The 12,193-nt window shown below is 69.8% G+C and carries 12 protein-coding genes; 6 read left to right on the top strand and 6 right to left on the bottom strand.

The features are described from left to right. The first annotated feature begins 237 nt into the window (after positions 1–237). Entirely contained in the window at positions 238–1,239 is a 1,002-nt protein-coding gene (bsh, locus tag GZ998_RS12330; RefSeq protein WP_219110027.1) for a choloylglycine hydrolase, read from the top strand. A gap of 62 nt (positions 1,240–1,301) precedes the next feature. Continuing rightward, a complete protein-coding gene (locus GZ998_RS12325; protein ID WP_308807256.1) occupies positions 1,302–2,171 on the top strand; it encodes a Cof-type HAD-IIB family hydrolase in 870 nt (289 codons plus the stop codon). A 134-nt stretch (positions 2,172–2,305) separates the two neighbouring features. Here GZ998_RS12325 and GZ998_RS12320 read toward each other — a convergent pair whose 3' ends face one another. The 6 genes from GZ998_RS12320 to zwf form a co-directional block, all read right to left on the bottom strand. Next, the gene (locus tag GZ998_RS12320) at positions 2,306–2,779 is read right to left on the bottom strand and encodes an RNA-binding S4 domain-containing protein (protein WP_161924013.1); all 474 of its coding nucleotides are present in this window, start codon (positions 2,777–2,779) and stop codon (positions 2,306–2,308) included. Positions 2,780–2,851: 72 nt separating this feature from the next. Then, the gene (locus GZ998_RS12315; protein ID WP_219110023.1) at positions 2,852–3,895 is read right to left on the bottom strand and encodes an HNH endonuclease family protein; all 1,044 of its coding nucleotides are present in this window, start codon (positions 3,893–3,895) and stop codon (positions 2,852–2,854) included. A gap of 24 nt (positions 3,896–3,919) precedes the next feature. Continuing rightward, positions 3,920–4,843, bottom strand: a complete 924-nt coding sequence (locus GZ998_RS12310) for an aldo/keto reductase family oxidoreductase (RefSeq protein WP_161924015.1) — start codon at positions 4,841–4,843, stop codon at positions 3,920–3,922. A gap of 129 nt (positions 4,844–4,972) precedes the next feature. Beyond that, positions 4,973–5,758, bottom strand: coding sequence for a 6-phosphogluconolactonase (pgl, locus tag GZ998_RS12305; protein WP_219110021.1), 786 nt, complete (start codon positions 5,756–5,758; stop codon positions 4,973–4,975). Further along, positions 5,758–6,750, bottom strand: a complete 993-nt coding sequence (locus GZ998_RS12300; RefSeq protein ID WP_219110018.1) for a glucose-6-phosphate dehydrogenase assembly protein OpcA — start codon at positions 6,748–6,750, stop codon at positions 5,758–5,760. Before GZ998_RS12300 ends, pgl begins: the two co-directional genes overlap by 1 nt. Then, positions 6,747–8,267, bottom strand: coding sequence for a glucose-6-phosphate dehydrogenase (zwf, locus tag GZ998_RS12295; RefSeq protein WP_306823065.1), 1,521 nt, complete (start codon positions 8,265–8,267; stop codon positions 6,747–6,749). The genes GZ998_RS12300 and zwf overlap by 4 nt, the downstream gene beginning before the upstream one ends. Before the next feature lie 328 nt (positions 8,268–8,595). Between zwf and gndA the strand changes: the two genes are divergently transcribed. From gndA to GZ998_RS12275, 4 genes are all read left to right on the top strand, one after another. Further along, positions 8,596–10,080 carry an NADP-dependent phosphogluconate dehydrogenase gene (gene gndA / locus GZ998_RS12290; protein WP_219110016.1) on the top strand — a complete coding sequence of 495 codons (1,485 nt, stop codon included), beginning with the start codon at positions 8,596–8,598 and terminating at the stop codon, positions 10,078–10,080. A gap of 179 nt (positions 10,081–10,259) precedes the next feature. Further along, the gene (locus GZ998_RS12285) at positions 10,260–10,715 is read left to right on the top strand and encodes an FHA domain-containing protein (protein ID WP_161924020.1); all 456 of its coding nucleotides are present in this window, start codon (positions 10,260–10,262) and stop codon (positions 10,713–10,715) included. 92 nt (positions 10,716–10,807) lie between these two features. Continuing rightward, positions 10,808–11,455: a MerR family transcriptional regulator gene (locus GZ998_RS12280; RefSeq protein WP_219110014.1), complete on the top strand. Its 648-nt coding sequence runs from the start codon at positions 10,808–10,810 to the stop codon at positions 11,453–11,455. 103 nt (positions 11,456–11,558) lie between these two features. Further along, positions 11,559–12,026 (top strand): DUF151 domain-containing protein, encoded by a 468-nt coding sequence (locus tag GZ998_RS12275; protein ID WP_219110012.1) that lies wholly within the window; start codon positions 11,559–11,561, stop codon positions 12,024–12,026. Positions 12,027–12,193: the final 167 nt, after the last annotated feature.

Here is a 12,193-nt window from a genome sequence, read left to right as displayed (position 1 = left end):
CCGGCGTACCTGGTAAGCAGCGATCTGACAGCAGCGCAAGGCGTAGTTGTTTAACTGTAACTGTACCCCGGAAAACCGCAGCCCAACTTCATTATTTTCCCAGACAAGGTGCCTGCCGTATCGAGTTGGCGACATCTCGCACATTTACTAGAGCGGCGTACTATATTTTTTCCAGGCGCCCGGCCGACGCCGTTCAGTCAATACTTTGTCAACGCTCGCACACGGAAAGAGGCTGCTATGTGTACGGCGATCAGGTTCACGGACAGCGAAGGCAATATGTACTTCGGGCGCAATCTGGACTGGAGCACGTCCTTCGGCGAGCGCATCGTCGTCGTGCCGCGGGGCCTTATGATCCGCTCGGCGTTCGGTGATGGCGCTCCGGCCGCGCACGCGGTAATCGGTATGGGCATCGTCCTTGAGGACTCTCCGCTGTACTTCGACTGCGGCAACGAAGCCGGCCTGGCCGTCGCCGGGCTGAACTTCCCCGGCTACGCCTGCTACCAGGACGGACCGGTGGTCGGCAAGACCAATGTGGCCGCCTACGAGTTCCCGCTGTGGATCGCCGCTAACTTCACCAGCGTCGACGAGGCGGAGGCGGCGCTGACAAATACCGCGCTCGTGGCCAAGCCGGTCGGTGATGGCCTCGGCGTCTCCCTGCTGCACTGGATAATCGGGGACGGCACGCGCAGCATCGTGGTGGAATACATGAAGGACGGCATGCACATTCACCACAACCCGGTCGACACCCTGGCCAACCAGCCCGCTTTCGACTGGCACTTGGAAAACCTGCGCACCTTCATCACAGCCGACGGTTCCCTGCCCAACGCCGCCCACTGGCGCGACGCCGAGCTCGTGCCCTTCGGGTCCGGCGCCGGCATGCGCGGCATTCCCGGTGACTATTACTCGCCGTCGAGGTTCGCCAAGGCGGCATTCCTGAACGCACATTACCCGGTCAAGGACAATGAGGCGGAAAATGTCTCCCGGATGTTCCACACCCTGGGTAACGTCTCCATGGTGGACGGGGCCGCGCTCATGGCCGACGGCGCCTACGAGCGCACGCTGTACACCGGCTGCTTCTCCGCGCGCACAGGCACCTACTACTACTCGACTTACGAGGACCCGGCGCTGCGGAGCGTGAGCCTGGCCGACTTCACCGACGCGGCGGCAGCCGGCCTGCTGGAGCCCGTGCCCGCACCGTGGCACCCCGGTCTGGAGCGTGAGCCCGCCGAGCATGCCTAGGCGCCCGGTTCGTCTGCCCTCGCAAGTTCAACAAAGTCCGTCGGTCTGTAACAATCGGCACCGTGAAGCCAACTAACGCACCCGGCTACGCCGCCGGACCGTCCCCGCTGCCGCCCGCCCCCGTCGACTTGAGACTGGTCGTCTCTGATATGGACGGCACCCTGCTCGACGGCGACGGCCTGCTACCGGCGGGATTCGCCGATACGGTGGCACGGCTGCGCGCACAGGGAGTCCTGTTCACCCCCGCCTCCGGGCGCCAGCTCGCCAATCTGCGCACAGTGCTGGGCGAGCCGATCGCGCACTCGCCGATCATCGCCGAGAACGGCACCCTGGTGGTCCAGGACGACGAGGTCATCCACTGCGAGACGATATCCGTGAACGACACGGTCGCCGCCATCTCCACTACCCGCGATCTGGGCATCGACGGCTACAACGTAGGCGCCGTCATGGCAGGAGTGGAATGCGCCTACATCGACCGGCAGGACCCGCCCTTCGTGGAGGAGGTCTCCCGCTACTACCGGGAGCTGGAGGTCGTCGACGACCTACTCGCGGTGCCGCTTAACCGGACGCTGAAGGTGGCCGTCTACGACTTCGGCGACGTCGAGGCCGGCAGCTCGCAGGCACTGAAGGCGGCCGTGCCGGATGTGCAGGCCGTCGTCTCCGGGGTGCACTGGACCGACCTCATGCCGCCTACCGCCTCCAAGGGCCGGGCCCTGGCAGCCCTGCAGACGCGCCTGGGCATCACGCCGGCGCAGACGGCGGTCTTCGGCGACTATCTCAACGACCTGGACATGTACGAACATGCCGAGCTGTCCTTCGCCATGGCCAACGCCCATCCCGGTATTCAGGCCGTCGCGCACTGGACCGCGCCGGCAAATACGGAGGGTGGCGTGCTACGCACCGTCGACGCCCTGCTCGAGCGCCTGGGCTGAGGGCGGCTGCCGGACTGCGGGTGTCGGGCCGCTCGCAGCCGGCGCGTCACCCAATGCGGCGACCACCTCGCCGCGCAAGTCCCGCATGGCAGCTGCGCCCAGGGCGGCGCGGGCGGAGCGTGGGCGGGTGGCCTTCATCTGTCCTGATCAAGCAGATGCTCAATGTCGACTGCGGAGTTCCGTGTGGCGCGCAGCGCCTCCAGCTGGCGGCGCTCCTTCTTGGTAGGCCGACCGGCGCCGCGGTCCCGCACAATCGCAGCCGGGGCGTCCAGGGGTGTGGGCCGCGGGGGAGAGAAGTCGGTGTAGGCGGTGCGGGCGACCGGAGCGCCCACCCGCTTGACCAGGATGCGCTGCACGCGCAACAGCCGGTCGAATCCCTGCACCCGGTAGCGGATCTCGTCGCCCACCTTCACGTGCTGGGAGGGCTTGGCGGTCTCGCCGTTGATGCGTACGTGGCCGGCGCGGCATGCCGCGGTCGCGGCGGAGCGGGACTTGACCTGCCGCACGCTCCACAGCCACACGTCAACGCGCGCCGACGCCGGAGCGTTGGCGTCTGGAGCGCTCCGGTCCTCGCTTCCTGCCGCTCGGCCCGCTTGCGTATTCGCCACGTGACTGATCCTAGATGATCAGTTCAGGTGGCGAACCCCGGTGCCACTTATACCGACCTCGGCACGTAACGTCTACCGACCTCGGTGAGAATGGGGGCGGTGCCGGCGCGGACGGCGGTCACCCACGACGTGCAGGGCGGCCCGGCCGCGGGCCACCAGCCCGAGCCCAATAAGCAGTGCGCCGACGGCGCACACCAGCGCGTAGACGCGGTCGGACAGCACCGTTTGCCCCACCCGGGCACCAACACCGCGAACGCGCTCGGGCACCGAGACGACGCCGTCTCCGCCGGCCGCGCAGTCCGTGAGGGTCTGGCGCAGCGCCTGGGCATCGGCGTCGGGCAGGCCGAGCCCGTAAACGGCGGCCACGCTTACGAAGCGCTGGGCGTACTCGCAGCGATACGTGGTATCCGGCGGCCACCAGCCGGGCTCGGTGGCGGTGCTCCAGGTGCCCGTCTCGGTGGAGCCGGCCGGGCAGGTGGCCGGCCCGCAATTGGACTTGTCCTGATTTGCGGCACCGTCCACCGCCAGCAGGTTCAGCGGGTCGTTGGCAACCAGCAGGCGCTTGCGCTCGTCCCACTGCCAGGCCCCGTGCGCGTACAGGTAGTTCAGCGGGATCACGTGGTCGATCTGCACCGCATCGGAAGTGTCCTGGCCGCGCTGAAAGGCAATCACGGAACCGGTGTAGGGGTCGCGCAGGGTGCCGGACCAGACAGTCGCATCCGGGCAGACCGCGGCGCCCTGTCCGCGTCCGGCATCGCGGCCCTGGACGCCTTCTTGGCGGGAGAAGTCCACGTCGTCCAGGTCCCGGGCCAGGATCTCATTGCGGGTGTCGCAGCCGTCCCCGTCGACGTCGGTCCAGGCGCGGCCGAACCAGCCGGTGCGCGAGCCGCCCTCACCCCAGGAGACAGTGGCGGGTGCGTCCTCCGGCAGCTCCTCCAGGGCCGCCAGTGCAGAGGCCGCGGAGAGCACCAACATATCCCGCTCGTCCCAGAGCACCTCGGCCGTGCCGGCCGGGCCGGGCGCATCGGCCGTATCCGCGGCCGACGCCGCCCCGCACGGTGCCAGGGCGAGGGCGGCGGCCAGTGCTCCAGCAGCCAGGCGGAACGGCGTCAACATGCGTGTTCGCGCCCGGGTGGCGGCTCAGGGAACGATGTACCCGGCCGAGCGGAAGACCTCGTACCACTGCTCGCGTGTCAGCTCCAGCTCGGAGCCGGCGGCCGCGGCCTGGACCCGGTCCGGCCGGGTGGTGCCCAGCACCACCTGAATACGGGCAGGGTGGCGGGTGATCCAGGCGGTGGCAATCGCCTCCGGGGCCACGCCGTACTCGGCGGCCAGGCGGTCCACGACGTCGTTGAGCTCGGCGTAGCGCTCCCGGTTGCCCAGGAACGGGCCGGAGCCGTCACCGGACTGGAAGGGGGACCAGGCCTGAACGGTGGTGCTGGTAAGGCGGCAGTAGTCGAGGATGCCGTCGGTGCGCACCACCGACTGGTCGTGGCGCATGTTCAGGGCCACACCCTCGGCAATCATGTCCGCGTGCGTCAGGGACAGCTGCAGCTGGTTGACGAGCAGCGGCTGGTCCACCGTGGCGCGCAGCAGCTCCAGCTGGCCGCGCGTGTGGTTGGAGACGCCGAAGTGCCGCACCTTCCCGGAGGCGGCGAGCGAGTCGAAGGCGGCGGCGACCTCCTCGGGCTCGACCAGCGCATCGGGACGGTGCAGCAGCAGCACGTCCAGGTAGTCGGTGTGCAGCGCCTTGAGGGAGGCGTCAACGGACTGGAGGATGTGCTCGGTGGAGAAGTCGAACCACCCCCAGCGGATACCACACTTGGTCTGCAGCACCACCTGCTCGCGCTCGGCGGCCGACCAGTTCAGGGCCGAGCCGAAGCGCTCCTCGCAGGCGTGGTCGCGGCCGTAGATATCGGCGTGGTCGAACATGGTGATACCGGCGTCGCGGGCCGTTCCCACCAGGGTGCGGATCTCGGCGTCGCTGAGATCCTTGATGCGCATCAGGCCGAGGATGATATTGGAGGCGGTCAGGTCGGACGAGCCAATTGGTTGAATTCTCATACAAACACGGTACTTGACGACTGTGCCGGTGACCAGGGGAGGACCATCCCTGTCCCCAGCCGGACGCTGGGATACGCCGCGGACCTGGCCTGTGGTTGCCGGTGGGCGTCCATGCGCACGATCCGCGGATCAGGCGGGGACACCGGCGGCGGCCGCGCGATCCAGGTGCCAGACCGTGCCCTCGCCGCGGGCGCAGGAGGCCGGGGCGGCGGCGACGTCGGGGCGGGCCAGGCCCTTGGTGACTGCCTCCACTTTGCCTGCTCCTCCGGCGACCACCATTACCTGGCGCGCCCGGTGCAGTACGTCGAAGGTGAAGGACACGCGCTCGGGCGGCGGCTTGGGGGAGTCGTGCACCGCGATCACGTCCGCGCCGGTGGTGGGGGCTTCCGAGTGCCCCGGGAACAGTGAGCACACGTGCGCATCCGGCCCCAGGCCCACGTGGACGACGTCGAAGCGCCCGCCGGCAGGGCCGTGCTCCCGCAGTGCCTCGGCCAGCGCCTCTGCCGCCGCGTCGACGCAGTCCACCTGCTCGGGGCCAGGCAGCCGGTGCACATTCGCCTCCGGGATTCCGGCGGCCACCAGCGCCGTCACCTGCAGGTCGTTGCGGTCCGCGTGGCCGGCCGGCACGAAGCGCTCATCGCCCTCCCACAGGTGCAGGCGATCCAGGCCGTGCGCGGGTGTCAGGCCGGCGGCTGCCAGCGCGGTGGGCAGCGCGGCGGCGAGCGCCTCACCGCCCGACCCGCCGGTCAGGACCAGGTGGCCGACGCCCCGTTCGGCTACGGCGTCGGAAAGCAGCTGCGCGGTCTGCGCGGCGGCGGCAGCAGCCGCCTTAGCCATGGAGTCGTGGACGACGACGGACGGGCGGGGGCGGGCGTCCGCGGCCGCATTGACGGCGGCGGCATCGATGGTGGTCATCAGCGGCTTCCTTCGTGCGTGGTGGTGATTGCGGCGTGGTCCTCGGCGAAGGTCGCCAGGACCTCCTCGTATACCAGGTCGGGGCTCAGGCGGCGCAGCTCCTCGCTCATGGTGGCCACCGGCTCGCGGCGGGCCATGGTCACGACCTGTGGGCGCTGGGCACCGGGGCGCGTGATCACCACGCGCTCGTAGTCCTTGCGGGTGATCACCAGCTCGCCGGAGTCCGTGCGTACCGTGATGGTGGCGATGCCGGGGATCTCCGGGGCATCGACCCGCTCCACCTCGACCCCCAGGCGCAGCCGCAGCCAGCGGATCATGAGGGAGACCGAGGAGTTGCGCGGCTCCCCGGCCACGACGACTCCCCGGACCGACCCGGCGCACAGCACCGAGTCCAGGGTCGAGGCGACCATGCCGCGCCACAGGGTGATACGTGTCCAGGCCAGGTCAATGTCGCCGCGCGTGTACTCCGGGGCCAGGGCTGCGAGCGCCGCAGACGGGTCCGGCTGGGAGGGGGTATTGGTAATGCGGGTGGTGGCCAGCGCCCCGAGCGGGCTCGTGGCCGGGCGCACAGGCAGCGTATCCGGCCACCAGGTCACCACGGGGACGTCGGGCAGGAGGAAGGGCACCACCAGGGTGTCGGCGTGGCGTGCCGCCTCACCCTCCGGATACAGCACCAGCGTCTCGCCGGCGCCGGCGTCGTGCCCGAGCCGGATCTCGGCGTCCAGATGGCCGACCGCGCCGCCGGGACCGCGCCCATTGTGGCGCCGGGCCTCATCGGCGTCGTCACGGCCACCGGACTGCGGGGACACGACCGCGACCACGCGGCAGGGATGGTCCAGGCTGGCCCCGTGGGCGGCCACCAGGGCCTCCTCCAGACCGTCGCGGTCGGTGTCGATCACCAGTGTCAGGACGCGTGAGCCGCTGCTTACGCCCTCGGACAGGAGCGTGGAGACGATCTCGTCGGTTGTGGTCTCGGTGAGGTTGATGATCATGAGCGCCTCCAAGCGCGGCCGTCGCGGGCGAGCAGGTCATGGGCCGAGGGCGGCCCCCAGGAGCCGGGACGGTAGCCCTCCGGCTCCCCATTCCCGGCCCAGTGCTCGATCACCGGGTCCAGGATCCGCCAGGACAGGTCCACCTCGCGCTGCTGCGGGAACAGCGGGGCGTCGCCGAGCAGCGCATCCAGAATGAGCCGCTCGTAGGCCTCGGGTGACTCCTCGTTGAAGGAGGCGCCGTAGCCGAAGTTCATGGTTACGTCGCGCAGCTCCATCTGGGTGCCGGGAACCTTCGAGGCCATGCGCATGGTGATGCCCTCGTCGGGCTGGATGCGCAGCACGATCGTGTTGGCGCCCAGCCCGGCCGTGGCCGCGTCGGTGAAGGGCAGGAAGGGAGGCCGCTTGAAAACCACCGCCACCTCCGTCACCCGGCGGGCCAGGCGCTTTCCGGTGCGCAGGTAGAAGGGCACGCCCGCCCAGCGCCGGTTGGCGATCTCCAGCCGCACCGCGGCGAAGGTCTCGGTGCGGGAGTCGTCGGTGACGCCGTCCTCCTCCAGGTACCCGCGCACGGGTACGCCGCCCTGGAAGCCGGCTTCATAGCGTCCGCGAGCCGTGGTTGCGTCCAGGTCGAGGACGCCGGCCCGCTCCAGCCTCACGGCGGCCAGCACCTTCTCCTTCTCGGAGCGGATGGCGGGTGCGCGCATGCTGATGGGCTCCTCCATGGCGGTCAGGGCCAGCAGCTGCAGCAGGTGGTTCTGGATGACGTCGCGTGCCGAGCCGATCGTGTCGTAGTAGCCGGCGCGGGTACCGATGCCGATGTCCTCCGCCATGGTGATCTGTACGTGGTCCACGTACCGCTGGTTCCACAGCGGCTCGAACATGGTGTTGGCGAAGCGCAGTGCCAGGATGTTCTGCACCGTCTCCTTGCCCAGGTAGTGGTCGACGCGGAAGACGTCGTCGGGGCGCACGATCCGGGACACGACGGCGTCCAGCTCCTGTGCGCTGGCGCGGTTGTGACCGAAGGGCTTCTCGATGATGACTCGCCGCCAGGAGCCCGGTACCTCGTCCACCAGCCCGGAGGCGGCCACGCGCTCGGTGACCGCGGAGAACCAGGCCGGGGGAACCGAGAGGTAGAAGGCGCGGTTGCCGCCGGTGCCCCGGGTCGCGTCCAGGTCGGCAACGGTGCGGGTGAGACGGTCGTAGGCTGCGGCGTCATCGAAGGAGGCCAGCTCGACGAAGCGCATGCCTGCCGCCAGCTGATCCCAGATCGCCTGCCGCCAGGGGGTGCGGGCGCCGGCTCGGACCGCGTCGGCGACGTAGGCGCGCATGTCGTCGGCGGACCAGCTGCGCCGTCCCAGTCCCACCAGCGAGAAGCTGGGGGACAGCAGGCCGCGGTTGGCCAGGTCGTAGATGGCCGGCAGTAGCTTGCGGCGGGCCAGATCGCCGGTAATGCCGAACATGACCAGCACGCACGGGTCGGCGATGCGCGGCAGGCGCAGGTCGCGTGGATCCAGCAGCGGGTTGTCCTGCGGTCCGGCCGCGCCGGCCGCCAGGGGCGAACTCGCCCCGAGCGGGTTGAGGGTCGGGTTGTCGGAGGCATCCACGGTTGTATGAGGACCTTCCTGTCGTCCGTCGTGGGGCGGTGCCGGTGCCGGAGCGGGCCCCGGGCCAGGTGGATGGTGCGGCATCGCCGTCCCACTCTAGGCGGTTGACCCGCGCAGTGTCCGCAGGCGGCCGCCAGTGGCGGTAGTGTCGGCGCCATCAACGGTGCGCTGCCGCACGCCGTCCCGACGCCACCCGCAGCAACAGCCAGCCCGTCCTCGTGCCGGGCGGGAAGGGCCATAGATGACCTCAGCCAGCCAGTTCGCCCCGCAGCCAGCATCCGCCGACATCGGTGTGTACGGGTTGGGGGTGATGGGTGCCAACCTCGCGCGCAACCTCGCCCGCCACGGGCACTCTGTGGCCGTGTACAACCGCACGGCGGCGCGTACCGAGCGCCTCATCGACTCCCACGGGGGCGAGGGGGACTTCGTGCCCGCGGCCGACCCGGCCGCATTCGTCGCCTCCCTGCGCCGTCCGCGCGCGGTCATCATCATGGTGCAGGCCGGCGCCGGAACCGAGGCCGTCATCGAACAGCTGCGCGAGCTGCTGGAGCCGGGAGACATCATCGTGGACGCCGGCAACACCTTCTTCCGCGACACCGAGCGCCGCGAGGCCTCCCTGCGCGAACAGGGCATTCACTTCGTGGGCATGGGCGTGTCCGGCGGGGAGGAAGGAGCTCTGCTAGGCCCCTCGATCATGCCTGGTGGAACTGCCGCCTCCTACGAGCGGCTCGGCCCGCTGCTGGAGTCCATCGCCGCCCAGGTCGACGGCGTGCCCTGCTGCACCCACGTGGGCCCCGGCGGTGCCGGCCACTTCGTGAAGATGGTCCACAACGGCATTGAGTATGCGGACATGCAGCTGATCGCCGAGGCCTACGATCTGCTGCGCCGCGTGGCCGGCATGAGCGTGCCCGAGATCGCGGAGGTGTTCCGCGCATGGAAGCGTTCCGAGCTGGACTCCTATTTGATCGACATCACGGCGGAGGTCCTGGACCGGGTCGACCCGGCCACCGGTGCGCCCTTCGTCGACGTGATCGTGGACGCCGCCGGGCAGAAGGGCACCGGTGCGTGGACCACCCAGACGGCGCTGGAGCTGGGTGTGGCCGTGCCCGCCATCGCCGAGGCAACCTTCGCGCGGGCCGCCTCCTCAGCGTCCGCGCAGCGGGCGGTCGTGCAGGCTGCCGGATTGAACGCGGGAACCAACGCGCCGGGTCTGGCCGCGGGGCCCGAGCGAGATGCCTTCGTCGACGCCGTGCGGCAGGCCCTGTACGGCTCCAAGATCGCCGCCTACGCCCAGGGCTTCGACGAGATCGCCACCGCCTCCGCCCAGCACGATTGGAATGTGGACCTGGGTGCCATGGCTCGCATCTGGCGGGGCGGCTGCATCATCCGCGCCCGCTTCCTGGATGACATCACCCGCGCCTACGAGGCTGAGCCGCAACTGCCCAGTCTGCTGACCGCGCCCACCTTCACGGACGCGCTGCGCGGCGCCCTGCCGGCCTGGCGTCAGGTGGTCTCCGCTGCCGCCCTGGCGGGGGTACCTGCACCGGCCTTCGCGGCCTCACTGGCATATGTGGACCAGTTGCGGTCCGAGCGCCTGCCCGCAGCGCTCATCCAGGGGCAGCGCGACTTCTTCGGCTCTCACACGTACCACAGGGTTGATGATCCCGAGGGGGTCTACCACGTACTGTGGGCGGAACCCGGCCGCGCCGAGCAGAAGTGGAACTGACTCGTAGGGGCGCGGGCGGATCCTGGACCCCCTGCGCCCCTACGGAGCCCACGGGCCGGGTGCAGGCGCCCGCGGTTCGCCCGCGCGTTCATGCGCCACGCATTGCGACCGGGCAATGGTGCAACGGTATGGTGTAGCCACAGCGGTGCATACGGCACCGCCCGACCGGAGGGGAACAGATGTCGAGTACGCCGATGGAACCGGATCCCACCTCGACCCAGGCCTTCGGGGCCGTCGGCGCCCCGCTGGAGCCCGAGCTGCCCGCCGTGGCCGTCTCACCGCAGGATCGCGCCGCCATCGCGGCCCTGCCACCCGGTACCGCTTTGCTGCTGGTGCAGCAGGGGCCGACCACGGGAGCCCGCTTCCTGCTCGACTCGGCCGAGACTGCCGAGACGACGGTGGGTCGGCACCCTCGCGCCGACATCTTCCTCGACGACGTCACCGTCTCCCGCAAGCACGCGGTGTTCACCGCCCTGCCCTCCGGGGGCTTCGCAGTGCGTGACCAGGGCTCTCTCAACGGCACCTACGTCAATAGGCAGCGGGTGGAGCATGCCGCACTGCGCGCGGGTGACGAGGTCCAGATCGGTAAGTACAGAATGACTTATCACCCCGCACCCCAGCGGGCTGCACAGTGACCGGCGCCGCCGCCCGCCGCGCAGCCGCGGAAAACACCGCGGGCGGTCAGCAGCCCGACCCCTGGCCTCGGGGAGTGTCCCGGGAACCAGCGATGAAGATCGGTGAGGTTGTCGCGCATCTGCGCGGCGAGTTCCCCGCCTTATCGGTGTCCAAGGTCCGCTACCTGGAGGCGGAGGGGCTCATCCACCCGCACCGGGTAGGCAACGGCTACCGGCGCTATTCAACCGCCGACGTGGAGCGGCTGCGCTACACCCTGACTGCTCAGCGCGACGAGTACCTGCCGCTTTCGGTGATCCGTGAGCGCCTGGCGGAACTGGACAGCAGCGAGCAGGCGCCCCCGCCGGCCCCGGTGGCCAGGGTGGTCGCTTCGGGAGGGCACGCTGTTGGTGGCGCTTTTGACGCCGCCGACCTGGTTCACCACTCCGGCGCCTCGCTAGAGCAGGTGGAGGAGCTCGTAGCCATTGGAGTGATCACGCCGGATGCGCATGGTCATTTCGACTCGCGCGCTTTGACTACCATCGCACTCGCGCTCAAAGCCAGTCGGCTGGGCATCCCGTTGCGCAATCTGCGCGCCGTGCGTAGCGCCGCTGAGCGTGAGGCCGACGCCATCGAGCTGGCCACCCAGCACAAGCGCAACCGGTCGACCACGGCGGGGGAGGACGCGGCCGCCGAGCTGGCCGGGGTGGTCGCGGACCTGCACGCCAGCCTGCTGCGCAACGCCGTCGCGACACTGCGCTGAGTGCCTGGTTAGGCGTGTGCGACTCAGATCGCAAAACGCACTTGCAGCGCTGTTCCCGGGACAGTACCGGCGCCTGCCGCATAGATTAGAGGGCGTGCGGGCCATGACGCTGATGGGAGTCCGTTCGACGGTCCCAGACACCGGGCTGGTCGCCGTTCTCGTGGAGAACGGGGGACCGGGCATGCTTGCCATCCCCGTCGGCGCACGCGACGGCCTGCTGCTCAGTGCTCCGGAGTGGTCGCGCGGCCCCAGCTGGGCCCCGTTCTTGTCCGCATGCGTGGACGCCTTCGGGTCGGCCGTCCTGCGGGTGGTGCTAGACGTCGACGCCGATGGGGGGATCTGCGCCGTCGCCGTGCTGGAAGCGGACACCCCCTCCTCGTCGACGGCGGTGGCATGCGCCCCCAGTGACGCCTTGGTGCTGGCCCGCGCGCTCTCGGTGCCGATCTTCGCCACCGGAGCGCTACTGCGCCTGCGCGGCATCGACCTGGGGGAGGAGGCGCTCCAGCGTCGCCTGCGACAGTGGCGCCAGGCGCTGGATGATGTGGTTCCAGGAGACACGGCTCCCCTCTGATCTCGCGACACGCGGTGCGCCTGTGACTAGTGTGAAAATTGATGTGTAACGGGTCACAGTGTAGACGGGGTCCAGTGCCCGGAATCCGCATGATCTCGCCCTGCGCGTCGCAGGCCCGGGCGGCCCTCCTCAACCTCAAGCTGAACTCGAACTCATTTAGGCGGCGT

The organism is Actinomyces sp. 594 (assembly GCF_019325145.1).
GTDB lineage: Bacteria > Actinomycetota > Actinomycetes > Actinomycetales > Actinomycetaceae > Actinomyces.
Note: the sequence above shows the minus strand (reverse complement) of the source record. Positions and strands in the feature narration are given on the sequence as shown.

What these genes read in the sequence shown, in the direction of transcription:
- bsh (WP_219110027.1), top strand. Translation starts at nt 238, where the DNA reads ATGTGTACGGCGATCAGGTTCACGGACAGCGAAGGCAATATGTACTTC.
- GZ998_RS12315 (WP_219110023.1), bottom strand. Translation starts at nt 3,895, where the DNA reads ATGTTGACGCCGTTCCGCCTGGCTGCTGGAGCACTGGCCGCCGCCCTC.
- GZ998_RS12310 (WP_161924015.1), bottom strand. Translation starts at nt 4,843, where the DNA reads ATGAGAATTCAACCAATTGGCTCGTCCGACCTGACCGCCTCCAATATC.
- pgl (WP_219110021.1), bottom strand. Translation starts at nt 5,758, where the DNA reads ATGACCACCATCGATGCCGCCGCCGTCAATGCGGCCGCGGACGCCCGC.
- GZ998_RS12300 (WP_219110018.1), bottom strand. Translation starts at nt 6,750, where the DNA reads ATGATCATCAACCTCACCGAGACCACAACCGACGAGATCGTCTCCACG.
- gndA (WP_219110016.1), top strand. Translation starts at nt 8,596, where the DNA reads ATGACCTCAGCCAGCCAGTTCGCCCCGCAGCCAGCATCCGCCGACATC.
- GZ998_RS12285 (WP_161924020.1), top strand. Translation starts at nt 10,260, where the DNA reads ATGTCGAGTACGCCGATGGAACCGGATCCCACCTCGACCCAGGCCTTC.
- GZ998_RS12280 (WP_219110014.1), top strand. Translation starts at nt 10,808, where the DNA reads ATGAAGATCGGTGAGGTTGTCGCGCATCTGCGCGGCGAGTTCCCCGCC.
- GZ998_RS12275 (WP_219110012.1), top strand. Translation starts at nt 11,559, where the DNA reads ATGACGCTGATGGGAGTCCGTTCGACGGTCCCAGACACCGGGCTGGTC.